The sequence below is a fragment of the Amycolatopsis pretoriensis genome (assembly GCF_900107925.1).
Taxonomy (GTDB): domain Bacteria; phylum Actinomycetota; class Actinomycetes; order Mycobacteriales; family Pseudonocardiaceae; genus Amycolatopsis; species Amycolatopsis pretoriensis.
Genome location: NZ_FNUJ01000003.1, coordinates 831,139 through 855,940, shown reverse-complemented (window position 1 = coordinate 855,940; position 24,802 = coordinate 831,139). Strand labels below are relative to the sequence as shown.

The following is a 24,802-nucleotide window of genomic DNA, read 5'->3' as shown; positions in this document are numbered from 1 at the left end:
ACTTGGTGCACACCGAGGACTGGCCGCGATGAGGTCCCTGGCCGAGCTGGACACCGCCGTCGCCGGTTGCCGCGCCTGCCCGCGGCTCGTGACCTGGCGCGAAGGCGTCGCGGGCACGAAGGCGGCCTTCCGCGGCGAGGAGTATTGGGCGCGCCCGGTGCCCGGCTTCGGGCCGCCCGACGCGTCCCTGGCCGTGGTGGGCCTGGCCCCCTCGGCGCACGGCGCGAACCGCACCGGCCGGATGTTCACCGGCGACCCGTCGGGCGACTTCCTCTTCCGGGTGCTGCACGAGGTCGGGCTGGCGTCGCAGCCGACGTCCGAGCGGCTGGGCGACGGCCTCGAGCTCTACGGCACCCGGCTCGTCTCGCCCGTGCGCTGCGCGCCGCCGGAGAACAAGCCGACGCCGGCCGAGCGCGACACGTGCCGTCCGTGGCTCGCCGAGGAGCTCACGCTGTTACGTCCGACACTGCGCTCGATCGTGGTGCTCGGGGCGTTCGGCTGGCAGGCGTTACTGCCCGTGCTCGCCGAGGCCGGCTGGCCGGTGCCGCAGCCGCGTCCCGCGTTCGCGCACGGCGCCGTCCTGGAGCTGGACGACCTGCGGGTTTTCGGCTGTTACCACGTGTCGCCGCGCAATGTCCAGACTCACCGCGTGACCCACGCCATGGTGGCGGCCGTGTTCCGCGCCGCGACCTCGGTGACAGGGGACAACTGAATCGTTACGGAAACCGCAGCGACGCTGGTCACAGCCGGATGGGGCCCCCGAGCGGGGTCGCGGCGAAGGTGTCACCATGAGGACATGGCTGCTGCGAAGTCGAAGTCGGAACCGACTCGGATCCTCGTCCTCGGTGGTGGGTACGTCGGGCTCTACACGGCGTACGGCCTCCAGAAGATGCTCCGGGCCAACGAGGCCTCCGTGACCGTCGTTGACCCGCAGCCCCACATGACCTACGCGCCGTTCCTCCCGGAGGCCGCGGCCGGCGCGATCGAGCCCCGGCACGTGGTCGTGCCGCTGCGGCGGGTGCTCAAGCGCTGCCACGTGCTGACCGCGCGCGTCACCAAGATCGAGAACGACAAGAAGTCCGTCACGGTCGAGGCCGCCGACGGCCACATCGAGCAGCTGGGCTACGACGTCCTGGTCGTCGCGCTCGGCGCCGTCGCCCGCATCCTCCCGATCCCGGGCCTGGTCGAGCAGGGCATCGCCTTCAAGACCATCGGCGAGGCGATCTACCTGCGCAACCACATCATGACCAAGCTCGACGAGGCCGCGAGCACGCTCGACCCCGAGCTGCGCAAGCGCCTGCTGACGTTCACGGTGGTCGGCGGCGGGTTCGCCGGCATCGAGGCGCTGGCCGAGCTCGAGGACATGACCCGGTTCGCGGTGGAGAACTACTACCCGAACATCCAGCCGTCCGACGTCCGCTGGGTGCTCGTCGAGGCCGCCGGGCGGATCCTGCCCGAGGTCCGCGAGACGCTGGGCGTGTACACGGTCGAGCAGCTGGAGAAGCGCGGCATCGAGGTCTACCTGTCGACCGCGGCGAAGTCGTTCGAGAACGGCCACGTCGTGCTTTCGGACGGCACGGAGTTCGACACCGACACGCTGATCTGGACCGCCGGCGTGAAGGCCAACCCGGTGCTGGCCAACTCGGACCTGCCGCTCGACAAGCGCGGCCGCCTCGAGGCGACCGCCGCGATGCAGGTCGTGGGCCACCCGGAGGTGTGGACCGCGGGCGACAACGCGGCGATCCCCGACCTCTCGCGCACGGAAGAGGACCCGACGGCGACGTGCCCGCCGAACGCGCAGCACGCGGTCCGCCAGGCGACCCTGCTGGCGAAGAACATCATCAAGGTGATCCGCGGCGGCAAGCCGAAGGACTACTACCACAAGAACCTCGGCGCGGTCGCGAGCCTGGGCCTGCACAAGGGCGTGGCCGACGCGCTGAACCTGAAGATCAAGGGCTTCCCGGCCTGGCTCTTCCACCGCGCGTACCACCTCAAGGCGATGCCGACCTGGAACCGCAAGATCCGCATCCTGTTCGACTGGATCCTCGGCGGGTTGTTCCGGCGTGAGGTCATTTCGCTGGGCCAGATCAACAACCCGAAGGACGAGTTCGCGCGCGTCTCGAAGTCCTGACGTTCGTTTCGCGGAAGGCCCCCAGCCTGTCTCGGTTGGGGGCTTTTTGCTGCTGTTAGGGCGTTTTCGGCGGAGATGACCGGCTGTGTGCCGGTGAGCGACATGGTCTGGACAACTGGGCCGGTGAGCGGGTAAACCCTTTCTTCACAACGCGGAATAAGTCCGCTCCGGCTCCCCACCCCACGGTCCCCCTGGAGCTCAGTCATGCCCTTTTCCCGCACCAAAGCGGCACTCGTCGCGGCGTTGCCCGCCGTCGCCCTCGCGCTCACACCGGCCACCGCCGACGCGGCCGGTGGCGCCTTCCCCGCCCACTACGCGGCGCCGTACCTGCAGATCAGCGACGCCGACGCCGGCCAGATGGCCGCCGACATGAACGCGACCGGCACGAAGTTCTACACACTCGCGTTCCTGACCCCGCAGTCCGGCTGCACGCCGGTGTGGGAGGCGAACGGCACCGGCGTCGGCTCGTTCAAGTCCCAGATCAGCGCGCTGCAGGCGGCGGGCGGCAACGTGATCCCGTCGTTCGGCGGCGCCGAAGGCGGTGAGCTGGCCCAGACCTGCACGAACACGGCCAGCCTGACCGCGGCGTACGCCAACGTCGTGAACACCTACGGCACGCCCCGCCTCGACTTCGACATCGAAGGCGGCGTCCTGAACGACACGGCGTCCAACCAGCGTCGCAACTCCGCATTGGCGGCGCTGCAGCAGCAGAACCCGGCGGTCCAGGTCGACTACACGCTGGCGGTCGACCCGACGGGCATCCCGGGCAACGAGCTCGACCTCCTGCGCGACGCGAAGAACAAGGGCGTCAAGGTCAGCGTGGTCAACCTGATGGTGATGGACTTCTACGACGGCCAGCCGGTCCTGGGCGACGCCCTGTCGGCGGCCCGGGCCTCGGCGTCCCAGCTGGCGAGCCTGTACGGCATTTCGACCTCGGCGGCGTACGCGATGATGGGCCTGACGCCGATCGCGGGCCGCAACGACGACGGCGCGCAGTTCAGCCAGTCGGACGCCCAGCAGCTGGAGACGTTCGCGGCGCAGAACGGCGTGGCGGAGCTGTCGTTCTGGGAGCTCCAGGACTACGACCGCGCAACGGGCTACGCGTACTCGAGGATCTTCAACGCGATCACGGGCGGCGGCACGACAACACCACCCCCGGCCGGCGGCGGCACGATCACGGGCTACGGCGGAAAGTGCGTCGACGTGGCCGGCGCTGCGACCGCCAACGGAACGGCAGTGGACCTGTACACGTGCAACGGGACGAACGCCCAGCAGTGGACGTCCACGTCGGGCACGCTGCGAGCGCTGGGCAAGTGCCTGGACGTGAACGCGGCGGGCACGACGAACGGGACTCGCGTACAGCTCTACGACTGCAATGGGACGGGCGCTCAGCAGTGGACCCGTTCGGGCAACCAGCTGGTGAACCCGGCATCGGGCAAGTGCCTGGACGCGACGGGCCCGAGCTCGGCGGACGGAACGCCGTTGCAGATCTGGACCTGCACGGGGGCCGCGAACCAGTCCTGGACGCTCAACTGAGGCGATCGCCTAGAGTGTGCGGTGCCCCCGTAGCCCAATCGGCAGAGGCAGTCGACTTAAAATCGATTCAGTGCGGGTTCGAGTCCCGTCGGGGGCACCACGCAGACCATCATCACCCTGAACGGCCTCGGCTGACCGGCACGCTGGTCATCGAGGGCACGTACGACCTCTCGTCGATGCGCGGGAGGTCGTGATGGGCTACTCGGACGGCGTGACCAGGTTCGTGACCACGGTTATGGGCATCGTCATCGGGCTGACCTTCCTCTTCGGTTTCGGAAATGTCCTTGCCTTGGCGCTGCGGATCGGTGTCCCTGCCTACGTCGCTCCGTTGATAGCCCCGGCGCTGGACCTGACCGTCCTAGGCCTGCTCGTAGGGACCAGACACCTAGCCATGCATGGCGCTTCGGAAGCGGTGCTGCGGCCAGCGCGTCGCCTCCTGCTGACGGCCAGCATCGCGACGCTTGCCCTGAACGTCGCTGACCCGCTCTGCGCCGGTCACTGGGGTAAGGCCAGCTTCGACGCGGTTGGGCCGCTGCTGCTCATCGGCTGGGCCGAGGTCGGCCCTGAATTACTTCGTGGCTTGCAGGCCACTGGGGCCCCGTTGAAGATCCTCGAGACGGTCGAGCGCGAGACGGCTGTTGAGACCGAAGAACAGAATAAGCCTTGCCGACAAGGTAATCCTGCGACAGTGAACTCTGCATCGAATCTGAATCAGGGGATGAACCGAGAAGAGCTAGAGCGTGCTCGTAGCCTTAATCATGAGCACTGGAGGGCACACAAGCGGCCGATCTCCGCGGAAACGCTGCGACGCAAGCTTGGAGTTGGCGCCGCGAAATCACGTCGGCTGTGCGCAATCGTGCGGAAGGAGCCGGCTTCGGCTATCACGTGGCCTGGATGACGGCCTGGTGACGGAGGCTGAGCCATCGTCGCGAGGTAAGCGCGACTCGTCTCGGTATTGTCGGCTTCGACTGCTGAGTCTGGAACTGTTGGTGGCCGGGCAAAGCACCCGCGAGAAGCCCAGCGGTCACCGAGTCGTGGCCTGAGGGACCTCCGTCCGTCTGGCGCTTGCTTCGCGTTAAGGCTGGCCACCGGCGCTGAATCTGTACTGCTGGATTGGCTGTACGAAGTTCATAGCTGGACGCGCGGCCGTTCGCTGACATCTCGGTCGAGCAATGTCGTTACATCCGCTTCCGGAAGGCCTGCGCGTCGGAGGAACTCAGAGTAGGAAACCCCAGTTGTTTCCAGCAGTTTCAAAGCTCTCTGTAAGAGAACCGGAACCTCCGGATTGCCCAGCGGACCCGGCTCGATCTTTCGCCACCCTCGGGCTGACAATGCTTTCCAGGCCTGTGCGTAAACGTGTTCGCTCATAACCCCTAAGGTCTTCGCTCGCACCAGGAGGGCGGCCAGTGAAACATGCCACTTTGCTTTGAGTCGCAGTAATGTTGGCCAATCGAGCTGGGTTGGTAGTTCGTGCTTGATATCGCTGGCCGGCATCAGGAACGCGGCGGCGAACGCGTGGGCTTGTCCTTCGGTGACCTTGTCGCCTATTTGACTTTGATTGCCATGCAATATCAGGTGGCCAAGTTCGTGGGCTGCGTCGAAGCGTGATCGATCACGCAGTCCCTTGTCTGCCCCCAATGCGATGACTGGCCGGTCTGGGAAATTGACACAAAACGCGTCAACTTTCTCGATGCTCACCTTAAAACGGACGACGATCATGCCGTTCATTTCGAGCATTCTCACGACATCTGGTATTGGACCGTCAGGAATGTTCCAGTGGCGACGTACTTGGGTTGCGGCTTGTTCTATGTCGGTCGCCTGCAGGGACGGCCCTTCTCCGAGTGGAACACGGGGAAGGTCGAGAGTAGGCAATGCGACGTACTTTTCGAGTTCGAGTGCGAGTTCCCGGGCCAAGTGGACGTAGGCCAATGCCTGTTGGCGGTCGCGGGGAGAAGTCGACCGTAGGCTCCGGAAGAACCCCGCCAGCTCTTCCTGAGCAGGTGGGCGAGCCGGTGCCGCGAAGAAGCTCAGCGGCACGCGTAGCGCAACAGCGAGTCGCTGCAGAGTGGCCGTGGCCGGCCTGGTGTGCCCCTTTTCAAACTGGCTGACTGAGGCCGCCGTAACCGAGCCCGCTTCGCGGGCCAGCTGCACTTGAGTAAGCCCGCGCAACTCGCGCGCCATGCGAAGCCTGCTGCGATCGAACAGGGCCGCGATGTCGCCCGGGTCCAGTTGCGCGTTGTTCACGTCGGCCGTCTCCGCGCCAGTCCGCGTCCGCTCGTGAGCGGACGACTCTCGATCTTGGTCAGTCCGTTCGCATCTTAGGCGCACCTTGGTTACTGCTGGGTCAAACCGGGCCGTGCCGCCGGACACGCCCGGGTGGAGTGTGCCCATTAAGCTGTTGGATCCGTCGTGTACTGTACCAAATCACAGAAGATCGTGTACGAATCTGAGGTTCCCGCCCGCGGGAGACAGGAGCTGCGATGTCGCCGAAGGTCACGCATGCTGACGTGGCGGAGTTCGCGGGACGCGCGGTGAACTTGCCTCGCGAAGTCGCGATTGCTAAGCGTCAACAAGTGAACACATTGCGTAGTCGACTGAAAACCCACATCGCGGACAACCCCGGGTTCTCGCTAGTGAAGATGCTGCACGCCGGGTCGGTGGCCAAGGGAACGGCTTTGCGGTCGGTCAACGACTTCGACGTGGCCATCTACGTCGAGCGCGACGACGCCCCCGTCGAAGAGGCCAAGCTCGTGGAGTGGACCGCCGACCGCCTTCGCGAGGCGTACCGAGGCCTGCTCGACCCCTCGCAAATCACCCCGGGCACCCACTGCGTGAACGTGCACTTCAAGTCCACCGGTACCGAGGTCGACGTCGTGCCGGTGCTTTACGAAGGCGACCCGGACGACCGGGGTTACCTCATCGCCAAGGATGCGGCCGACCGGACGGAGTGGTTGCTCACCAGCGTCCGGCTGCACCTCGACTTCATCCAGGCCCGGAAGAACGTGTGCAAGGACGACTGGGCGCAGGTGGTGCGGCTGGTGAAGTGGTGGGTCCGTGAACAACGGATGACCAGCGGCCCCGGCGACGAATTCCGGTTCAAGTCCTTCATGGTCGAGCTGCTGTGCGCGCACCTGCTGGACAGCTCGCGCGTCGACTTCACCGATTACGTGACCGCGCTCGACGGGGTCTTCGACTACATCGTGCGGACCGAACTGCGGGAGCGGATCGCGTTCGACACCTACTACCCGGCGTCAGACCTGCCGGCCGAGCGGGTCGGGGAGATCGAGATCTTCGACCCGGTCAACCCGAAGAACAACACCGCCCGACTGTACGAGGAACGTGATCGTGTCCGGATCGTCGAGGCGGCCGAAGCCGCGCTGGACGCCATCACGGAGGCGCGCTACGCCACGACGAAGGAGCAAGCCGTGAAATGCTGGCAGGTCGTCCTCGGTAGCCGGTTCCGGGGGTAGCAGTCATGACGACGTCCTACACCCGCTCCGAGGCCGGAACGTACAGCTTGGCGTCCGCGAAGTATGTCGCCTCGAAGATCGCCACCGACCTGCGGCAGGTGCAGCGCTACTACGGTCGCCCGTCCGACAGCGCGATCACGGACTACGCCCTGGAGGCCGCGCTCCTGTCCCACGGCGGCTACGTCGACAAGGTCATCTACGGCTTCCAGAGGGATGGCGACTGGATCCTCACCTTGGAGTACACGGCCGCGAACGGCACCTTGATCGCCGACGATCGCGCGGGCGGGATCTACCGCCACGCCGACACCGACGGCGCCGTGTTCACCAGCTTCCTGCACTACAGCTTGAAGTGGTCGTTCCTGCCCAGCACCGACCGGGACGAGTTCACCGAACTGCTGCCGTTCAGCCGCACCGATGCCCCCGCCCCTGGTTACACGGGCGGCTACCACACCTTTGACCGGACCTACTCGTCCAGCGGGACGGGTTTCACGAGGAGCACGTACCGACCGCGATGACCACCACTCTCAACGACCTGTTCGAGGACGACCTCGACCTCCCCGACCCCGTCGCCCAGCAGCGCTACGCACGTCTGGTCGGGCTCGACCACGTCAAGGCCCGGCTGGCCAGAGAGGCCGAGCTGATCATGCAGCCCGACTTGCTGCGCGAGTGGAGCCTCCGGGCCCACGGCACCGTGCTGCCCGCGGTCGAACGGCTGGCCGACCGGCCACCGCTGATCATCTTCGCCGGCGACGTGGGCACAGGGAAGACCACCCTCGCGGAGACGTTCGCCGACGCCATCGCCCGCAGGCACGGCATCGACGTGCGGGTGAAGCGGCTCAGCCTGCGGGCACGCGGCACAGGGGCGGTCGGCGAGATGACGCGGCTGATCGGTACGGCGTTCGACGTCGTGCTCGATGAGGCTCGCGCGGTCGGCTCGGCACGGCCTACGATCCTCGTCATCGACGAGGCCGACGCCCTCGCCCAGTCCCGAGAAGCGAGCCAGATGCACCACGAGGACCGAGCGGGAGTGAACGCCCTGATCCGCGGCATCAGCCAGCTTGCCACCGAGGCGCCGGGAGCCCTGGTGATCATGTGCACCAACCGCATCGGCGCACTCGACCCCGCGATCCGCCGAAGGGCCGCGGCCGAGTTCGACTTCGCCCGGCCCGACGAGGCCCAGCGCGCCGCCCTCCTGCAGTCCCTCTTCGAAGGGATCACCCTCAGCTCTGAGGACTTGACGCTCCTGGTCGACCTCACTGGCCCGAACGGGCGTGGGTACGGCCACACCTACTCCGACCTGGTCGACCGGGTGCTCGCCGCCTCCTGCATGGCCGCCTACCCGGAACACCCCATCACGGCCGAGCTCATCGCAGAGCAGGTCCGCAGCTGCCCGCCGACGCCTCCGTTCACGACACGGTCGTGAACGTGAACGGCACGTCCGCCGCTGGCCGACCTAGCGCGAGCGGCGCCCGGCTGACGGGCGACGACGTCCAGCACGCCGTCGCCTGGCACGCTGCCCTCCGCACCTTGGTCCCCAATACCGGTGTCCGAGGTGTCACTGTCGAAGCCGTCGAGGCCGGCAACGTTGACGACGTCGTGATCACCAAGGCTCGAGGCCCGAACGAGTACGTCCAGGTGAAGGCGACCGTGTCCGCGGAGCGGGCCGCGACACTCGACTGGCTGTGCGAACCGACCAGAGCCGGCGGGGCAAGCATCCTGCAACGGTTCTATCGCGCTTGGCTCGACCTCTCCCGAGACGAGACGCGCCCTCAGTTGACGTTGGTCACCACGCGTTCCATCGACCCGGCCGACGCGGTGCTGACGTTGCGCGATCGCCACGACCGTCTCGACGGGCGGCTCCGGCACGCGACATCGGCCCACGCACTCGAAGCCCGGGCACGTCTCAGTCAGCACCTGAACTGCACCGATGATGAACTACTCCGCTTCCTCGCCGACCTGCGCTTCCGTACCGACGCCTCCGAAGCCGTTTGGCGGGATCACGTCGCCGAGATCAGCTACGCGGCAGGGGTCCGAGCCGACGAAGCGGCCTTTCGCCTGGGGATCGCCGAAGTCCGGGAATGGGTCAAGACCAACCGGGTAGAGAGGTCGGCCGACGACATCCGTGATGCGATCGACCGGCTCGGGCTCCAGGCCACCGACCCGTTCACTGTCCTGGCCATCAACGCCCTCGAGGACCACGCCGCCCCCTCCGACGCGGCGGTCACCCTGGACTGGGTGGACCGCTTTCGGGGAACCGAAGCGCGAAACCGCAGAGGATTGAAGAGCCCGCGGGAGTGGGAGACGATCCTCCGACCCCAGCTTCTCGATGCGCAGCGCGAACTCCGCCGTCTTGGGGCACGCCGCATCCTGATCACCGGTACCATGCGGCTCCCTACGTGGTTCACCGCCGGTGTGATCTTTCAGGAGACCGCAGGGTTCACCGTCGCGAAGGTCAAGGACGGACAGCTGTGGGTTGCGCCGACCGGTGTCCCGCCCGCGGCGATCTCCTTGTCCGGCTCAGTCTCAGATCTCCCGGTCGGGCGGGACGTGGCGTTGTGCCTCGCGATCTCCGCGGATCTCACCGCCGATGTTCGCGGGTACCTCGCTTCGACCGGCCAGGACATCCCGTTGCTGACGGTCCAACCTGCCACGGGCACATCGAACGCGAGCATCGCCGGCCTGGACCACGCCTTCGGGGTCGCCGTCGCCATCCGGGATCTCGCCCGCGAGATCGCCCGCACCGTCAGGCCCCCGATGCTGCATCTCTTTCTTGCCACGCCCGCCGGATTTGCAGTTCTCCTAGGCGGGATCTGGGACAGGGTTCCTACAACCCAGACCTACGAAGACCTCACGATCGACGGTTACGAGCCCGCGTTCGTCATACCCAACTAGCCATTCCTATGCCCCCGTCAAGCCCAGCGCTCGACTGTCGCAGGTAGGTATCCGCATCATCATGCTGGTTCTTCGAAGTCATCCGCCATTCGCTGCATCAACTCGGCGAAACTGGGTGACCCGGGCTTCAGTAGACCGAGCTGGTCCCGTTGGAAGTACCGGGCGAACACGATGCTATGCGGTCCCGGGAAGACCATCGTCTTCGAGCTGAACGGCCGAAATCCTGCGGGGAAGGTGGATTCCAGGAGACCATCACTGTCGCGGGGGGCGGTCGTGACGATTTTTGGCAATGCTTCGGGGACGAGTGGCGTCGCGGCCCAGGGGTTGATGAACAGTGTCAGCCCTTCGGCAAAGTCTTCTTGTTCACCAGGGCGTTCGCCGACGACGTAGGCGAACTCGCTCGGCGACGCTGAGTTCGGTGTGTAGTCGTAGCAGGTGCCGAAGCGTACGAGCGCGGTCTCGTCGTTGCCGAGTCCTTGCTCGATGCCGATGCGGTTGAACTTCGCGATCGTGTGGGAGTTGCTGAACAACACGCCAGCGAGGTGTGCCGCTTCAGGTTGCTTGAACAGGCCGCTGGGAAGCGGCTTGGGCTTTGCCGACCAGCGGTGTTCCACCAGCTCCTGCTGTGCGATCGTGAGGTTGCCAGCCTCGTCGTGACTGAAGGACTGGTCTAGGCCATAGAGATAGCGGGCGAGGAGGGCATCGGGGTGGAGCTGCGCGTGGTCGTTGTGGAAAGCGCCGACAGCGATCACAAAGGGAATTCCTTCGACGTGGGGCAATTCCCAGTAGGCGCGGTCCTGGGCGTCGCGGTGGGTCAGTTTGCGACGGAGGGCCTTACCGAGCTGGAAGACGAACTCTTGGTCGGCTGTCTCCAGGTCGTCCGGCAGCCAGCTCGGCGTTGACGGAGCGCCGGCCAGCGCTGCTTGGGAAGGGTTGGTGGTGGTCACTTCGATGGCAACGGGATGGTCGCCTCGGATGACAAAGTCGGGTGCGGGGGCGCTGCGGTCGAGCGGAAGATCCTGTTCCTCGAGGTAGGCGAAGAGCGCCAGTTCGAATAGTCGTGGTGAGAACCCGGTCGTCTGAAACTCCCGGACGAAGCTGCCGTCGACGTCGACGAAGTTCTCGAAGATGCGGTTCATCAGCTCTCGGGCTGCTCCATGGCGGGGACCACTGGAGGCCTGCGTGAACAGGCGGTCGAGCTTGCCTGCCGGAACCACGGGTACGAACAGGTCGCGAGACTTCTTGGCCATGATCCCCCTCCTCGTGACGGAATGGCTCCGTTAATGTTAACGAGCCGGTAGCTGGTGGTCTGTCGACCGGTAATTCAAGCTCATCGCCTTCCTGATGGCTATGGGATTTGCTGAGGCGAGTCGTGGTGGGTCGCTCGATCAACCACGCAGTCAAGGGCTTAGACTCGCGTGGTTCAACGGCGCGGGGTAAACACCTCGTTTGCCGTCCAGCCTCATCGGCGTCAGCCGGATCGCTTGCCACGCGGTCGCCGACCTCAGTGCTCGGCTCTCTAGCCCGACGACGGTGCGCGTGGCTGCCGGAACTGGATGCCGATGCCGTCTAGACGCCGGTACCGGGCTGAGCAGATGGGGGTGTGTCCGACCGGCGGCGGAGTGAGCGCCAGCTCAGTCACAGTTCGGGTTCCGTCATCGTCGCACCCGTACATCAACGCCACGGGGTCAGCGAGCGTGTCGGCGAAGCCCTGACCCCGGAGGTTGTGCAGGACCATGTCTCGGTACTGAGCCAGGAGGACGGCGTGCGCCGGATCGGGGGTGACCCGCTGCGCCACCACGATCGCCTTGCCCCCGTCGTGCAGCCGCAACTCGCCGACGAGGAGACTGTCCTTCCACGCCACCGCGGCCGCGAGCTCCGGAGCCTGGAAGACGACGTGGATGTTCACCCAGAACCCCACGCCCGGATCAGGGATCCACCGCACCTGCCCGTTGCCGTCATCGGCTTTCAGGCGTAACTCGGTGTGCGGCACGCTCACGCGGTAGCCGCGCCTCAAGCCGGAGATGAAGGGCCGCGGCTGTTCCCAGCGGTCGACGTGCCGCTCGGCGTTGGTGTCGACGTACTGCATGGCCACGTTCGAAAGAAAGGAATGTTGCCACTGCCCGGACTCGTGGAAGCTGACCTTCATGGTGTGCGCCGTCGGTAGCGAAACGAGGTAGACATCGGAACGGGTCTTCGCGGAGAGGATCTTCCACACCGTCGAACTCGGCCCACCCGACGCGCCTACCGCGAAGGGGAACCCTTCACCCGGCCTGAGTACAAGTTGCCCGGCGCCAGGCGACGGTGTTCCAGTCATATGTGGATAGACGGCTGAGTGCGCGCCCGTGTTACGAACCTCACGCACCGCGAAATGCGGACCCGGGGGTCGTAGCGGTCATCCTGAAGTGCGGCCCGCTAGCGCTTCAAGCCGCGTGGCCGTTGCGGACCCGCTCGATTGCGGACGCGGCTTCGCGGACCAAGGGGTAAGAAGGGTACCGCTGCGCTGCTCAAGGTCGCGGAAGAACACCTGAACTGGCTGCCCGTGCTCGGCGGCCCGACGGTCTTCGTGCACGACGCCGTGTGGGTTCGGCGACGCCGTGTGGGTCGTCACCGTTGAACCGGCTTGGTGAGTGGGGATTGCGCTGGCGCCACGCCGAGGATCGGCCTCGGCGTGGCGCCAGCAATGGCAGCGTGCGGCGGGCGCACGAGGTCGCCTGCTGGGAAGTCGTCGCGGCGTCGGTATCCCGGCGACGCCGGGGTTCTGCGTTCCGGTGGTCCACGACCAGGGCAGAAAAGACGGCGAGGCACTACTTGGCAGCGCCGAGAAGTACCGCGTCCGACGAGACCACGGCTCCGGATCGAACGCCTACGTCAAGACCGGGGGCCCGGCTCGTGCGGTCGGTCACCGATGAGTAGCGCCCGCAGCCGGGTCCAAGGGCCGGATCGGGTGGGTTCCTGCGGCGCACCAGCGACCGCCGAGTTGTCTTCAGAGCGCGCGAGCTCAGCGGTCGCGGAGATCGCCGGCGAAGGCGGTTCGGTGGCTTCGAGCTTCGCCACTATCGCGGCCGCGCCGAGGCGACGCCAGCATTGGACGACGTGTTGGACGTCGTCGGCCTGCAGCCCGCTCACGCTGAGCAGGTTGATTAGCTGGTCGGGCTTGCGCGGCATGCGCGCGCTCCCGGTCAGGCTGTACAGCTGCGCCCGGGAGACCCCGGCCGCGACGGCCAGGTACTTGAGCGGGATCCCAGAACGGCGGGCGACCACGTCGAGAACGACAGCGAGGTCCGCCGGGCTGCCGATATCTTGCTCTGCAGAGGTAAGGCGGAGCTCGGTCGGCCGGAAGAATGGGATGACGGCGGCGTCGTCGAGGAACTCGGTCGCCTCAGCGGCCCGCCTGACGGTCGGCTCGTCCAGGCCGCACACGCGCAGCAGCCCAGCCAGCCGCGGAGCGGGCAGGTAGACCTCGCGGTGCCGCACCTTCTCGAGCGCTTCAGCGGGTAGCCCGGATCGCTTGGCGAGAACACGCACGTCAAGATCACCGAGATCAACCGCCAACGTGAATGCCAGCTCGACGGCCAGGTTCAGGTCGTCGAGCATCTTGCGCGGGAAGCCGCGCTGGAAGGCCGGGCGCCGGGCGCGATAGGACTTGTTGCCTCGGCGCGGCGGGTCGGCCGGTCGGATCACGTCATCGACGGAGCCCCGAGGGTCGTTGATCGTCATCATCACCCCTGCAGCACCGCGCGAATGACCCGGAGGACGACCAGGTAGATGCCACCACCGGTGATGCCGACGATGCCCGCGGCGCCAGCCGTGATCAACAACGCGTTCACGGGCGTGTAGCCATTGTGGAGCAGCCAGGCGATGAAGGCGAACACGACGATCATCAACGCAACGTGAGCGAGCGTGGGCGATTGCGGCGTCGCCGGCGGTGATGTGTCGGGACGGTCCGCCGGTGGCGTGTGGGACGCACTCAAGTGCTTCCTCCTGGGGTGAATCGGGTTGCCCACGGTCGAGCACGAAGGTGCTCGACCGTGGGCAACGTGTGGATGACTGGGCCGGGGCTGATCGCTTCCCCGACGGCGCGAGCCGGATGCCCGTCCGGTTCGTGCCGCGAGCGAAGCCCTTGCCGAGCCTCGCCATGCTGTTCATGATGGCCCTTGGAAGTCGATTCGCCAAACCGTCAAACGGTTGCGGGAGCCCGATTTTGTGTCTAACTCGGCTCAACCGTGTCTAAATTGGAGGTTTGTGAGCCGGGCTCGGCGCGGCTCACAAATCCCCTGGTGGGGGGACAGTTTCGTCCAGTTGCAGCAGGTAAACGGGACATCGCTCGTGTCTAAGTCGGCCGGGTTTTGTTGGCAGCTGTTGGCACTGGCGGTTACGCTGACACCACGCTGCAAGCTGAGAAAAAAATCTTGGTAGCAGTCCCTGGGCAAGGGTCTGACTGGGCCGGGCACAGGGGATGTTGGGGCGGATGGCCGTGCCCGCGGTCACTCCCAGACTCGGAACCCCGGGGAGCGAACGCTCCCCGGGGTTCCGCGTCGTCGGCCCCGCGATGGCTAGCTTCGGAATGGTCCCGACTGCAAGGTCGAGGCGGTTGTACTTGTCGATCACCTCGCCTTGGCTGCCGCGGGACGGGCCTGTGCGGCTGCGATCGCTCGCGCTCCGCCTAGCTGACGGGCGGCGGCGTTCCTGGTGACACAGTCGTTCCGGTCGGCATTGCTATGAGCCGTTCGGCCCTGCTCTGCGTTCACATCAGCGGACGATCTTCGGCTCGGCTAGCCCTCGCGGAGCCGTCTGCGACAAGTAGTTCGTCGGCAAGCTCGGGGCCGCGGAAAGTCGATCACCTTTGATTTCGGGTGGCTTCCGCGAATGACGTCTATCGTCTATCGTCGATGAGCGATGGATGGGAGTTGGCTGTGCTGGATCGAGACATCGCCAAAACCTACGCCGAGTGGTTCCGGGCGCTCGCTGACCCGACGCGCGTACAGATCCTTAACCTGCTTGCCGAGACTGGCAGCCCGATGACGGTGGGGGAGATCGTCGAGCGGGTCAGCGTGGGCCAGTCCACCGTCTCTGCGCACCTCAAGGTGCTGGCTGACACCGGGTTTGTGTTGGTCGAGCCGCGGGGGACTGCTCGGCTCTACCGCGTGAACGAAGAGTGCGTGTCCTGCTTCCCGAGCGCTGCGGACGTCGTCATGGGGCGCGGGGTCCGGTCGTTCGCCGAGACTGCCGACGAGGAGGCCCGATGAACCCCGATCGGGACGCGGTCCATGACCGCTACGCCACCGCCGCCAGGCGGGCCCTGGCAGGGGAAAATACCGGCCTGCTCGCAGGTGAAGGGGACGCTGAGCGGCTCGGCGCTGTCCATTACGCCGGCGCAGAGCTGCCGGTCGAGGTGACCGCGACCAGCCTGGGCTGCGGCAATCCGCTCGCCGTCGCCGAGCTCAAGCCCGGCGAGACCGTCCTCGACCTCGGCTCCGGCGGCGGGCTGGACGTCCTGCTCTCCGCGCGCCGCGTCGGGCCAGGTGGGCGGGCCATCGGCCTGGACATGACCGACGACATGCTCACCCTCGCCCGCCGGAACGCCGAGCAGGCCGGCGTGACCAACGCCGAGTTTCTCAAGGGCACGATCGAGCAGATCCCGCTTCCGGACGCCTCCGTCGACGTTGTCATCTCCAACTGCGTCATCGCCCTGTCGTCGGACAAGCCCGCGGTGTTCGGCGAGATCGCCCGCGTCCTGCGGCCCGGCGGCCGGCTCGGCATCACCGACATCCTCGCCGACGACAGCCTCACCGACGCCGAACGTGCGGCCCGCGCCGGTGCGGTCGAATGCCTCGGCGGCGCGCTCACCGCCGACCGCTACCGGACACTCCTGCATGACGCCGGGCTCAGCGGCGTCGACGTCCAGCTCACCCACGAGACCGGCGACAAGCTCCACTCCGCGATCATCCGCGCCACCAAGCCGGTCAGGGTCGTCGCGATGACGGACAATCACGCCGACCAGGTGCTGGCGATCTACCAAGCCGGACTCGACACCGGCCAGGCGAGCTTCGAGACCACCGCGCCTGCCTGGGAGGCCTGGGACGCCGCCCACCTTCCCGAGCACCGGCTGGTCGCCCTCGACCCGGCCGGGCGGGTCATCGGCTGGGCCGCGGCCTCCGCGGTGTCCTCGCGGTGCGTGTACGCCGGGGTCGTCGAGCACAGCGTCTACGTCGACCCGGCCGCACAGGGGAGGGGAGTCGGGCAGGCGCTGCTGGCCGCGCTGATCGACTCGACCGAGGACGCGGGGATCTGGACGATCCAGAGCGGCGTCTTCCCCGAGAATACCGCCAGCCGGGAACTGCACCGCCGAGCCGGGTTCCGGGAGATCGGCGTCCGCGAACGCGTCGGCCAGCATCACGGCGTGTGGCGGGACGTCGTCATGATCGAACGTCGCAGCTCGCGGGTCGGCAGCTGAGCGGAGCCGGTGCGCCCCTCGATTGCGCACCGGCTCCAGGGGCTTCAGTTGCAGCAGCCCTCCGGCTTGGCTGTCGCGCCGGTCTCGGCGTCCGGCGTGCAACACGTCGCCGGGGTGACCAGTGCGGCGCTGTCGGTGCCGAACGTCGTCGAGTCGCTCTTCACCGTGTAGACCTCCCACGGCTCCTTGCCGGGACCGTGCACCCACACCTTGTCCTGCACCGCGTAGCAGCAGGTGGTGTCGTCCTCGGTCAGCGTCTCGAGTCCTTCGCCGGTCAGCCGCTGGGTCGCTGCGTTGACCTGGTCGGTCGACTCGACCTCGACGCCGAGGTGATCCATCACCGTCTCCTGGCCCGGCTCGCCCTCCAGCAGCACCAGCTTCAACGCGGGCTCCTCGATCGCGAAGTTCGCGTAGCCCGGCCGGAGCTTCGCCGGCTCCGTCCCGAACAGCTTCGAGTAGAAGTCGATCGATCCCGCCAGGTCCCCGACCCGCAGGGCCAGCTGTACCCGTGACATCTCCGCTACCTCCTTGAATAGATGACTGTCTAAACAGCTGGAGTTAGATTGCTGTCTATATGTGAATCTGTCAATATAGAGGCATGTCGAAGCAACTGCCGCTCGTCGCGATGGACGCCTGCTGCGCGCCCCTGGCCCGGGAGCCGCTGACGCAGGACCAGGCGGTCGAGCTGTCGCACCTGTTCAAGGCGATGGCCGACCCCGTCCGGCTGCGGTTGCTGTCGCTGATCGCATCCCATGCTGGCGGCGAGGCGTGCGTCTGCGACCTGACCGACGCCTTCGACCTGACCGGCCCGACCATCTCCCACCACCTGAAGGTCCTGCGCGAGTCCGGGCTGATCACCGGGGACCGGCGGGGCACCTGGATCTACTACCGCGTGCACCCGGAGGTGCTGGCGCGGCTGTCGGCGGTACTGACGACCACGGGCGAGACGGTCACCGCGTGACCGCGATCGACGCGCGGGCGGAGGCGCCGCCGCGCCTGTCCACCCTGGACAAGTTCCTGCCGGTCTGGATCGCGGCCGCGATGGTCGCCGGGCTGCTGGCCGGGCGCTGGGTCCCCGGCCTCAACACCGCGCTGTCCGCGGTGCAGGTCGACGGCATCTCGCTGCCGATCGCCCTCGGGCTCCTGGTGATGATGTACCCGGTTCTGGCGAAGGTCCGCTACGACCGGCTCGGCACGGTCACCCGCGACCGGCGGCTGTTGTGGCCTTCCCTGGTGCTGAACTGGCTCGTCGGCCCGGCGTTGATGTTTGCGCTGGCCTGGCTGCTGCTGCCGGACCTGCCGGAGTACCGGACCGGGCTGATCATCGTCGGGCTCGCCCGCTGCATCGCCATGGTGATCATCTGGAACGACCTCGCCTGCGGCGACCGCGAAGCCGCCGCCGTGCTCGTCGCGCTGAACTCGGTGTTCCAGGTGATCGCCTTCGGGCTACTCGGCTGGTTCTACCTCTCGGTCCTGCCGGGCTGGCTCGGCCTCCCGCAGGCCGACCTCGCCGTGTCCGGATGGCAGATCGCCAAGAGCGTGCTGATCTTCCTCGGCATCCCGCTGATCGCCGGCTACCTGACCCGCCGCTTCGGCGAACGCGCCAAAGGCCGCGACTGGTATGAGAAGAACTTCCTGCCGAAGGTCGGGCCTGTTGCGCTGTACGGGCTGCTGTTCACCATCGTCATCCTCTTCGCCTTGCAGGGCGACCAGATCACCAGCCGTCCGCTGGACGTCGCGCGCATCGCCGTTCCGCTGTTGGTCTACTTCGGACTGATGTGGGCCGGCTCGTACGCGCTCGGCAAGGCCGTGGGGCTGAATTACGAGCGGACGACCACGCTGGCGTTCACCGCCGCAGGCAACAACTTCGAACTCGCCATCGCCGTGGCCATCGCGACCTTTGGGGCCGCGAGCGGCCAGGCACTCGCCGGGGTCGTCGGCCCGCTGATCGAAGTCCCTGTGCTCGTCGCCCTCGTGTACGTCTCCCTCGCGCTACGGCGCCGCTTCGCCAGGAGTCCTCGATGACACGCACCTGGATGTGGATCACCCGGCACCGCCAAGCGGCCGGCGCACTCGCGGGCGTCGTTTGGGTGCTGGTGCTGTGGCCGTTCACCGGCCTGGCCGTCGCGGCGGTGTGCGGCCTCGTCTTCGCCGCGATCATCGCGACTGCCCTGCCCGTCCCGCACGTCGAAGGGGAGAACACCCGTGACCGGCAAGCCTGAAGTCCTCTTCGTCTGCGTGCACAACGCCGGCCGGTCCCAGATGGCCGCCGCGCTGCTCGCCCACCACGCCGACGGTGCGGTCGACGTCCGCTCGGCCGGCTCCGCGCCCGCCGACAGCATCAACCCCGCCGTGCAGGAGGCGATGGCCGAGATCGGGCTCGACCTTTCCCGCGAGGTGCCTAAGAAGCTGACGACCGACGCAGTGGAGGCCGCCGACGTCGTGATCACGATGGGCTGCGGCGATGCCTGCCCGGTCTTCCCCGGCAAGCGGTACCTGGACTGGCAGCTCGAGGACCCCGCGGGCAAGGGCGTCGAGGACGTCCGGCCGATCCGGGACGAGATCGATCGCAGAGTGCGGGAACTGCTCACCGAGCTCTTGGCTGCGGAGGCCTGAGCGTGTTGGGTTGACCTCGGGAGGTCTGGGGATGAACTGGCGGGAATCCAGCGCGAAGGTCGCCGCGGCCCTGCAAGCCGACGCGGCCGAGCGTGATCGGGCCGGTGCCCTCCCGGTCGCCGAGGTCGAGCTGCTGCGGCAGTCCGGATTGCTCGAGCTGCTGACCACCGACGGGTGGACGGCCGCGAACGAGGCGGCTCGGACCGTCGCGGCCGCCGACGCCTCGGTCGGGCATTTGCTCGGCTACCACTACCTGCAGCGGTGGCGGACCGGGCTGTTCGGCCCGGCGGCGGAGTCGGAGCCGGGCTGGTTCTGGGCTGGGGTCAGCAACCCGCTCGACGCGGACCTGACGATGACCCCGGACGGCGACGCGTTCGTGGTCGACGGGTTCAAGACCTTCGCCACCGGCGCCGCCGTCGCCGACCGGCTGGTCGTCAGCGCGACCCGGACCGACACCGGCGAGAAGACCACCTTCGTCATCGATGCCCGCGCTCCCGGCATCAGCTACCCCGGCGGCTGGGACAACATCGGGCAGCGCCTCACCGCCAGCGGCGGCGTCCGGTTCGACGGCGTCCGCGTCGAACGCGACGACGTGCTCGGCGTACAACCGGATCCGGTGCCTCCGCGGCTTTCGTTGGCCGCGCTCGGGTTCCAGCTGATGCTCGCGCAGGTGTACGTCGGCCTCGCTCTTGGATCGCTCGACGCCGCCGCCGTCTACACCCGCGACCACGCCCGAGCTTGGACGCTCTCCGACGTGGCCACCGCGGCCGACGATCCCTACATTCTGGCTGGCTACGGCGAACTGCTGGCGATGGCTCGCGCCGCTGGCTGCGCGGTCGACGCCGCCGTCGCGGCCCTCGGCGCTGCCGACGAGCGCGGCATCGACCTGACCGCCGATGAGCGCGCCGAGGCGGCCATCGCCGTGTCGACGGCGAAGATCGCGGCCAGTCGCGCCGCGATCGAAACCACGTCGAAGGTCTTCGAGTTCACCGGTGCCCGCTCGACCGGCGGCAAGTACTGCTTCGACCGGTTCTGGCGCAACGCCCGCACGCTCACCCTGCACGATCCGATCAGTTACAAGGCCCGCGAGGTGGGCGCCTACTTCCTCGCGGGCACGCCGCCCGTCCCGTCCGGATACAGCTAGAGGGGGCGAGCCGGTGACCGACATGCTGCCCGTCCTCGCCGACAGCGTCCGTCTCGACGAGGACGGCGTGCACATCCTCGACCGCCGCCAGTTCCCGTTCCGACGCGAATGGGTGCTGTGCAAGAACCTCGACGAGGTTGCCGACGCGATCTTCGGCATGGTCACCCAGTCCTCCGGCCCGTACTTCGCCGCGCTCGGCGGGATGGTCCTGGCCGCCCGTGACGCGGCCGGTCTGCCGCCCGCCGAAGTCCGCGCACACCTGGAATCGGCCGGCGCGCGGCTCATCGCCACCCGCACGACGAACAACCACCTGCGCAAGGCCGTGGCCTGCGTGCTCGACGCCGTCGTCGGGCGGGACGACGTGGTCAACGCGGCCGAGGAGGGCGCCCGCCGCGGCGACGAGCTGTACCGCGCCCGCAGCCGCGCCCTCGGCAGCCACGCGGCCAAGCTGCTGCCCGACGACGGCGTCGTGCTCACCCACTGCTGGGCCGATCTCTACCTCGTGGAGCTGGTGCTCGCGGCCCGCCGCGCCGGCAAGGAGCCGGCGTTCGTCTGCACCGAGACCCGGCCCTACCTGCAGGGCGCCCGGCTCACCGCGGCGACGCTCGCCGAGATGGACGTCGACACCACGGTGATCACCGACGGCATGGGCGCCGCCGAACTGGCCTCGGGCCGGATCGACGCCCTGATCACCGCGGCCGACCGCGTCACCATGGACGGCCACGTCGTCAACAAGATCGGCACGCTCGGCCTCGCGGTCGCCGCCGCGGCCTTCGACGTCCCGTTCCACGCCCTGGTGCAAGCTCCGGACCAGGCCACCGCGACCGGGACCGACGTGCCGATCGAGTACCGCGATGGTGCCGAGGTGCTCACCGTGCTCGGGCAGCCCACCACCAGCGGCCGGATCCGCGGCCGCTATCCGGCCTTCGACGTCACGCCGCCCCGGTTCGTCACCACGGTGGTGACAGACCGCGGGCCCTTCGCCCCGGACCGGCTGGGGGAGTACTACGCGGAAGGGGAACCCAACCAGTGACCACGACGCTGTCCGCCCGATGGGTGGTGCTCGACATCGAGGGCACGCTCACCGCCACCAGCCAGGTGCACGTCGTGCTCTACGACTACGCCCGTCCGCGGCTGGGCCCGTGGATCGACGACCACCCGGACGATCCGGTCGTGACGGCTGCGGTGGCCGACGCCAAGCGTCTGGCCGGCCTGCCCGAGAGCGCGACCACCGTCGAGGTTGTCGCCGCCTTGCACGGGTGGATGGACGAGGACCGTAAGGCCGCCCCGCTCAAGACGCTGCAGGGGTTGATCTGGGAACGCGGGTACGCCGACGGGGACTTGACCACCGAGTACTTCCCCGACGTCGTCCCCACCCTGCGGGCCTGGCACGACTCCGGCCTGCGACTGGCCGTGTTCTCCTCCGGCTCGGTCGCCGGCCAGATCGCCTCCTTCTCCCGCACCACCGCCGGGAACCTGACCGGCCTCTTCGCCAGCCACTTCGACACCGTCAACGCCGGCCCGAAGCGCGAAGCGACGTCCTACCGGGCGATCGCCACCGCGCTCGGCGCGGACCCTGCCGACATCGCGTTCTTCTCCGACGTCCCGGCCGAACTCGACGCCGCGGCCGCCGACGGCTGGCAGACCGTCGGCGTCGCCCGCGCCGGCGAACCGTACGAGCACGCCGACTTCGGCGCACACCTCACGGTCGCCTCGTTCGACGAGGTCAAGGTGATCCCGAGATGACCGCCATCGACCTCGCCGGGCGCGTCCTGGCCGCCGAAGCTGCGCGCTACACCGCGATGGGCTGGATGCGCGGCACGTCGGGCAACCTCTCCGTCGTCGCCGGACGCGACCCGCTGCGGCTGATCGTCACGGTCAGCGGCCGCGACAAGGGCGAACTGTCCGAGCAGGACGTCGTCCTCGTCGACGAGGAAGGCGTCGCTGTCCCGGACCAGCCGCACCCCGAGCAGGTTCCCTCGGCCGAAGCCGGGCTGCACGGACGCATCGCCGCGGCCTCCGGGGCCGGAGCCGTGGTGCACGTCCACGCGCTCGCCCCGGTGCTGGCCGCCGAACGCTCACCCACCGGGGTCGTGCTGCGCGACCTCGAAATGCTCAAGGGGTTCGGACGGGCCGCGCACGACGACGTCGTGACGATCCCCGTCATCCCCAACAGCCAGGACATGAAGGTCCTCGGCGACACCTTCGCCGCCGGCTTCCGGCCCGACACCCCCGCGCTGATCGTCGCCCGGCACGGCATCTACGTCTGGGGAGACGATCTGCACCAGGCACGCCACCGCCTCGAATGCCTGGAATGGTTGCTGCGGTTCACGATCGAAGCCCAAGAAAGGGGAGCGTGATGACGCTGTTGACCGTCTGGCCCGACGACCGCCCCGAGCAGGTGCGGCTGCTCACCACCGACCCCGAGGCCATCGCCCGCGAGCTCGGCGAGCTCGGGGTCCGCTTCGAACGCTGGGACGTCGTCGAGAACCTCCCCCTGGAAGTCACCGCCGAGGAGGTCGTGGAGGCGTACCGGCCGCAGATCGACAAGGTCATCGCGCAGGAGGGCTACCAGCTCGTCGACGCCGTGCGGATGACCCCGTCCGCCGATCCGTCGTGGGCCGACGAAGCCGCTCAGGCGCGGCAGAAGTTCCTCGCCGAGCACACCCACGACGATGACGAGGACCGGTTCTTCGCCCGCGGCAGCGGCGTCTTCTACCTGCACATCGGCACCAACGTCTACGGCGTCCTGTGCGAAGCCGGCGATCTGCTGAGCGTGCCGGCGAAGACGACCCACTGGTTCGACATGGGCACCCGCCCGGACTACGTCTCGGTCCGGTTCTTCCACGACGACGGCGGCTGGGTCGGCACCTTCACCGGCTCACCGATCGCCCAAGCCTTCCCGGACTTCGACACCCTGGCGGCCGGGCTCCGTTGACCGAGCGCAAGCTGGGGACGGTGCTGGCCGTCTTGTGCCTCACCGAGATCACCAGCTGGGGCGTCCTCTTCTACGCCTTCCCCGTGCTGGTCCCGGCCATCGCCCGCGACACCGGGTGGTCGCCGGCCACGCTGACCGCGGCGCTGTCGGTCGCGCTGCTCGTCTCCGCGGTGACGGGCATCGCGGTCGGGCGGGTGCTCGACCGGCGAGGTCCGCGGCTGCTGATGACCGCCGGGTCCGTGGTCGGCGTGGCGGCGGTGGTGGTGATCGCCGCCGCGCGCACGCTGCCGTGGTTCTTCGTCGGCTGGTTCTGCGCCGGGCTCGCGATGGCCGCGACGTTCTACCCGCCGGCGTTCGCCGCGCTCACCCGCTGGTACGGCCCTCGCCGCGTCCGGGCGCTGACGACGTTGACGCTGGTCGCCGGGTTCGCCAGCACGGTGTTCGCCCCGCTGACCGCGCTGCTGGCCGAGCACCAGAGCTGGCGGACCACCTACCTGGTCCTCGCGGTCGTGCTCGCCGTCGTCACCGTTCCGGGGCACTGGTTCGGGCTCCGTCGCCCGTGGCCGCCCGTCGTCGAGGATGCCGAGCTGTCGAAGCCGGGAAGCGAGGCGCGGAGTCCGGCGTTCGTCGCGCTGGTCGCCGCGTTCAGCCTCACCGCGCTCGGTACCTACGCCGTCGTCGTCAACCTCGTCGCTCTGCTCGCCGAGCGAGGGCTCTCGACCGGGCTGGCCGCGATCGCGCTCGGGCTGGGTGGCGCCGGTCAGGTCGCCGGGCGGCTGGGGTTCGCGACGCTGGTCAACCGCACCGGGGTCCGGACCCGCACCGCCGTCGTCATCGTCGTGCTCGCGGCGACGACCACCTTGCTGGGCGTGCTGACGTCGGCGGTGGCGCTGGTCTGCGCCTCGGTCCTGGCCGGGATGGCTCGTGGGGTGTTCACGCTGCTGCAGGCGACCGCCGTCGCCGATCGGTGGGGAACCGCCGGGTACGGGCGGCTCAGCGGCCTGCTGTCCGCGCCGCTGGTGACCATGTCGGCCGTCGCGCCCTACACGGGTGCGGCGCTGGCCGCGCTCACCGGCAGCTACTCGACGGCGTTCCTGGTGCTCGGCGCGCTCACCGTCGCCGCCGTCCCGGTGTCGCTCGCGGCCCGGCCCGCCGTCGCGGAGGCGCCGGCCAGCTCGGACAGCAAGTCCTGAACCCGCCGCTCGATCTCGTCCCGGACGGGCCGGATCTCCTTGGCGGGACGGCCGGCCGGGTCGTCGAGCTTCCAGTCCAGGTAGCGCGTTCCGGGAACGATCGGGCAGGCGTCTCCGCAGCCCATCGTGATGACGAAGTCGGACCGTTCCACGCTCTCCGTGGTCAGCTTCTTCGGCTGCTCGCCGGAGATGTCGATGCCGCGTTCGGCCATGACCTCGACGACGGCCGGGTTGACGGTGTCGGCCGGCGCGGAGCCCGCCGAGCGCACGACGACCCGGTCTCCGCCGTGGTGACGCAGGAAGGCCGCGGCCATCTGCGACCGGCCGGCGTTGTGCACGCAGACGAACAGAACCTCGGGTATGGACACGAGAAGTCCCTTCGGAGCAGAGGATGTGCCGGGCGGACGGCTGGGGGGAGGGGCAGC

General features: G+C 68.2%; 27 protein-coding genes and 1 tRNA gene. 21 read left to right on the top strand and 7 right to left on the bottom strand.

The genetic code is table 11. The features are described from left to right. Window positions 1–28: 28 nt before the first annotated feature. From BLV96_RS16510 to BLV96_RS16490, 5 genes are all read left to right on the top strand, one after another. Window positions 29–712, top strand: coding sequence for a uracil-DNA glycosylase (locus BLV96_RS16510; protein WP_086682692.1), 684 nt, complete (start codon window positions 29–31; stop codon window positions 710–712). A gap of 84 nt (window positions 713–796) precedes the next feature. Further along, window positions 797–2,131 carry an NAD(P)/FAD-dependent oxidoreductase gene (locus BLV96_RS16505; protein ID WP_086682695.1) on the top strand — a complete coding sequence of 445 codons (1,335 nt, stop codon included), beginning with the start codon at window positions 797–799 and terminating at the stop codon, window positions 2,129–2,131. Between the two features lie 204 nt (window positions 2,132–2,335). After that, window positions 2,336–3,667 (top strand): RICIN domain-containing protein, encoded by a 1,332-nt coding sequence (locus BLV96_RS16500; RefSeq protein ID WP_091389220.1) that lies wholly within the window; start codon window positions 2,336–2,338, stop codon window positions 3,665–3,667. Between the two features lie 23 nt (window positions 3,668–3,690). Then, window positions 3,691–3,767, top strand: a tRNA-Leu gene (locus tag BLV96_RS16495). Window positions 3,768–3,860: 93 nt separating this feature from the next. Further along, complete coding sequence (locus BLV96_RS16490; protein WP_086674887.1) at window positions 3,861–4,565, top strand: hypothetical protein; 705 nt, start codon at window positions 3,861–3,863, stop codon at window positions 4,563–4,565. Window positions 4,566–4,795: 230 nt separating this feature from the next. On the opposite strand, the gene BLV96_RS16485 is transcribed toward BLV96_RS16490, so the two are convergent. After that, complete coding sequence (locus BLV96_RS16485) at window positions 4,796–5,911, bottom strand: helix-turn-helix domain-containing protein (protein ID WP_086674886.1); 1,116 nt, start codon at window positions 5,909–5,911, stop codon at window positions 4,796–4,798. Between the two features lie 236 nt (window positions 5,912–6,147). Between BLV96_RS16485 and BLV96_RS16480 the strand changes: the two genes are divergently transcribed. From BLV96_RS16480 to BLV96_RS16465, 4 genes are read left to right on the top strand one after another with little or no spacing between them, the layout of a single operon-like run. Further along, on the top strand, window positions 6,148–7,137 hold the full coding sequence (locus BLV96_RS16480) for a CBASS oligonucleotide cyclase (RefSeq protein ID WP_086674885.1): 990 nt from the start codon (window positions 6,148–6,150) through the stop codon (window positions 7,135–7,137). A 5-nt stretch (window positions 7,138–7,142) separates the two neighbouring features. Beyond that, the gene (locus tag BLV96_RS16475) at window positions 7,143–7,652 is read left to right on the top strand and encodes an HORMA-1 domain-containing protein (RefSeq protein ID WP_086674884.1); all 510 of its coding nucleotides are present in this window, start codon (window positions 7,143–7,145) and stop codon (window positions 7,650–7,652) included. Then, entirely contained in the window at window positions 7,649–8,560 is a 912-nt protein-coding gene (locus tag BLV96_RS16470; RefSeq protein WP_086674883.1) for an AAA family ATPase, read from the top strand. Before BLV96_RS16475 ends, BLV96_RS16470 begins: the two co-directional genes overlap by 4 nt. 2 nt (window positions 8,561–8,562) lie before the next feature. Then, on the top strand, window positions 8,563–10,029 hold the full coding sequence (locus BLV96_RS16465) for an SAVED domain-containing protein (RefSeq protein ID WP_158104116.1): 1,467 nt from the start codon (window positions 8,563–8,565) through the stop codon (window positions 10,027–10,029). A gap of 59 nt (window positions 10,030–10,088) precedes the next feature. Here BLV96_RS16465 and BLV96_RS16460 read toward each other — a convergent pair whose 3' ends face one another. From BLV96_RS16460 to BLV96_RS49870, 4 genes are all read right to left on the bottom strand, one after another. Then, entirely contained in the window at window positions 10,089–11,279 is a 1,191-nt protein-coding gene (locus BLV96_RS16460) for a hypothetical protein (RefSeq protein WP_086674881.1), read from the bottom strand. 269 nt (window positions 11,280–11,548) lie between these two features. Further along, window positions 11,549–12,247: a hypothetical protein gene (locus tag BLV96_RS16455; RefSeq protein WP_086674880.1), complete on the bottom strand. Its 699-nt coding sequence runs from the start codon at window positions 12,245–12,247 to the stop codon at window positions 11,549–11,551. 653 nt (window positions 12,248–12,900) lie between these two features. After that, on the bottom strand, window positions 12,901–13,749 hold the full coding sequence (locus BLV96_RS16450; protein ID WP_143050976.1) for a hypothetical protein: 849 nt from the start codon (window positions 13,747–13,749) through the stop codon (window positions 12,901–12,903). Window positions 13,750–13,751: 2 nt separating this feature from the next. Beyond that, window positions 13,752–13,913 (bottom strand): hypothetical protein, encoded by a 162-nt coding sequence (locus tag BLV96_RS49870; RefSeq protein WP_158104115.1) that lies wholly within the window; start codon window positions 13,911–13,913, stop codon window positions 13,752–13,754. Window positions 13,914–14,921: 1,008 nt separating this feature from the next. Here BLV96_RS49870 and BLV96_RS16445 point away from each other — a divergent pair. Together BLV96_RS16445 and BLV96_RS50680 are read left to right on the top strand one after the other, a co-directional pair. Next, complete coding sequence (locus tag BLV96_RS16445) at window positions 14,922–15,278, top strand: ArsR/SmtB family transcription factor (protein WP_244180255.1); 357 nt, start codon at window positions 14,922–14,924, stop codon at window positions 15,276–15,278. Between the two features lie 146 nt (window positions 15,279–15,424). After that, a complete protein-coding gene (locus BLV96_RS50680) occupies window positions 15,425–16,486 on the top strand; it encodes a GNAT family N-acetyltransferase (protein WP_244180254.1) in 1,062 nt (353 codons plus the stop codon). Between the two features lie 44 nt (window positions 16,487–16,530). Here BLV96_RS50680 and BLV96_RS16435 read toward each other — a convergent pair whose 3' ends face one another. Then, window positions 16,531–17,001: an ArsI/CadI family heavy metal resistance metalloenzyme gene (locus BLV96_RS16435; protein WP_086674876.1), complete on the bottom strand. Its 471-nt coding sequence runs from the start codon at window positions 16,999–17,001 to the stop codon at window positions 16,531–16,533. A gap of 83 nt (window positions 17,002–17,084) precedes the next feature. Between BLV96_RS16435 and BLV96_RS16430 the strand changes: the two genes are divergently transcribed. The 10 genes from BLV96_RS16430 to BLV96_RS16385 are packed head-to-tail and all read left to right on the top strand — an operon-like array spanning window position 17,085 to window position 24,377. Then, the gene (locus BLV96_RS16430; protein WP_086674875.1) at window positions 17,085–17,447 is read left to right on the top strand and encodes an ArsR/SmtB family transcription factor; all 363 of its coding nucleotides are present in this window, start codon (window positions 17,085–17,087) and stop codon (window positions 17,445–17,447) included. Between the two features lie 5 nt (window positions 17,448–17,452). After that, window positions 17,453–18,511, top strand: coding sequence for an ACR3 family arsenite efflux transporter (gene arsB / locus BLV96_RS16425; RefSeq protein WP_086674896.1), 1,059 nt, complete (start codon window positions 17,453–17,455; stop codon window positions 18,509–18,511). Further along, the gene (locus tag BLV96_RS16420) at window positions 18,508–18,708 is read left to right on the top strand and encodes a hypothetical protein (RefSeq protein WP_086674874.1); all 201 of its coding nucleotides are present in this window, start codon (window positions 18,508–18,510) and stop codon (window positions 18,706–18,708) included. Before arsB ends, BLV96_RS16420 begins: the two co-directional genes overlap by 4 nt. Further along, window positions 18,692–19,102 (top strand): arsenate reductase ArsC, encoded by a 411-nt coding sequence (locus tag BLV96_RS16415; RefSeq protein ID WP_086674873.1) that lies wholly within the window; start codon window positions 18,692–18,694, stop codon window positions 19,100–19,102. The genes BLV96_RS16420 and BLV96_RS16415 overlap by 17 nt, the downstream gene beginning before the upstream one ends. A 31-nt stretch (window positions 19,103–19,133) precedes the next feature. Beyond that, window positions 19,134–20,246 (top strand): acyl-CoA dehydrogenase family protein, encoded by a 1,113-nt coding sequence (locus BLV96_RS16410; RefSeq protein WP_244180253.1) that lies wholly within the window; start codon window positions 19,134–19,136, stop codon window positions 20,244–20,246. Window positions 20,247–20,268: 22 nt separating this feature from the next. Next, complete coding sequence (locus BLV96_RS16405; protein ID WP_086674894.1) at window positions 20,269–21,279, top strand: translation initiation factor eIF-2B alpha/beta/delta subunit family protein; 1,011 nt, start codon at window positions 20,269–20,271, stop codon at window positions 21,277–21,279. Further along, window positions 21,276–21,992, top strand: a complete 717-nt coding sequence (gene mtnC / locus BLV96_RS16400; RefSeq protein WP_086674872.1) for an acireductone synthase — start codon at window positions 21,276–21,278, stop codon at window positions 21,990–21,992. The genes BLV96_RS16405 and mtnC overlap by 4 nt, the downstream gene beginning before the upstream one ends. Further along, a complete protein-coding gene (mtnB, locus tag BLV96_RS16395) occupies window positions 21,989–22,606 on the top strand; it encodes a methylthioribulose 1-phosphate dehydratase (RefSeq protein WP_086674871.1) in 618 nt (205 codons plus the stop codon). The genes mtnC and mtnB overlap by 4 nt, the downstream gene beginning before the upstream one ends. Beyond that, window positions 22,606–23,184 (top strand): 1,2-dihydroxy-3-keto-5-methylthiopentene dioxygenase, encoded by a 579-nt coding sequence (locus BLV96_RS16390; protein ID WP_086674870.1) that lies wholly within the window; start codon window positions 22,606–22,608, stop codon window positions 23,182–23,184. Before mtnB ends, BLV96_RS16390 begins: the two co-directional genes overlap by 1 nt. Continuing rightward, complete coding sequence (locus BLV96_RS16385) at window positions 23,181–24,377, top strand: MFS transporter (RefSeq protein ID WP_244180252.1); 1,197 nt, start codon at window positions 23,181–23,183, stop codon at window positions 24,375–24,377. Before BLV96_RS16390 ends, BLV96_RS16385 begins: the two co-directional genes overlap by 4 nt. On the opposite strand, the gene BLV96_RS16380 is transcribed toward BLV96_RS16385, so the two are convergent. Then, on the bottom strand, window positions 24,263–24,745 hold the full coding sequence (locus tag BLV96_RS16380) for an arsenate reductase ArsC (protein WP_086674869.1): 483 nt from the start codon (window positions 24,743–24,745) through the stop codon (window positions 24,263–24,265). The genes BLV96_RS16385 and BLV96_RS16380 overlap by 115 nt on opposite strands. Window positions 24,746–24,802: the final 57 nt, after the last annotated feature.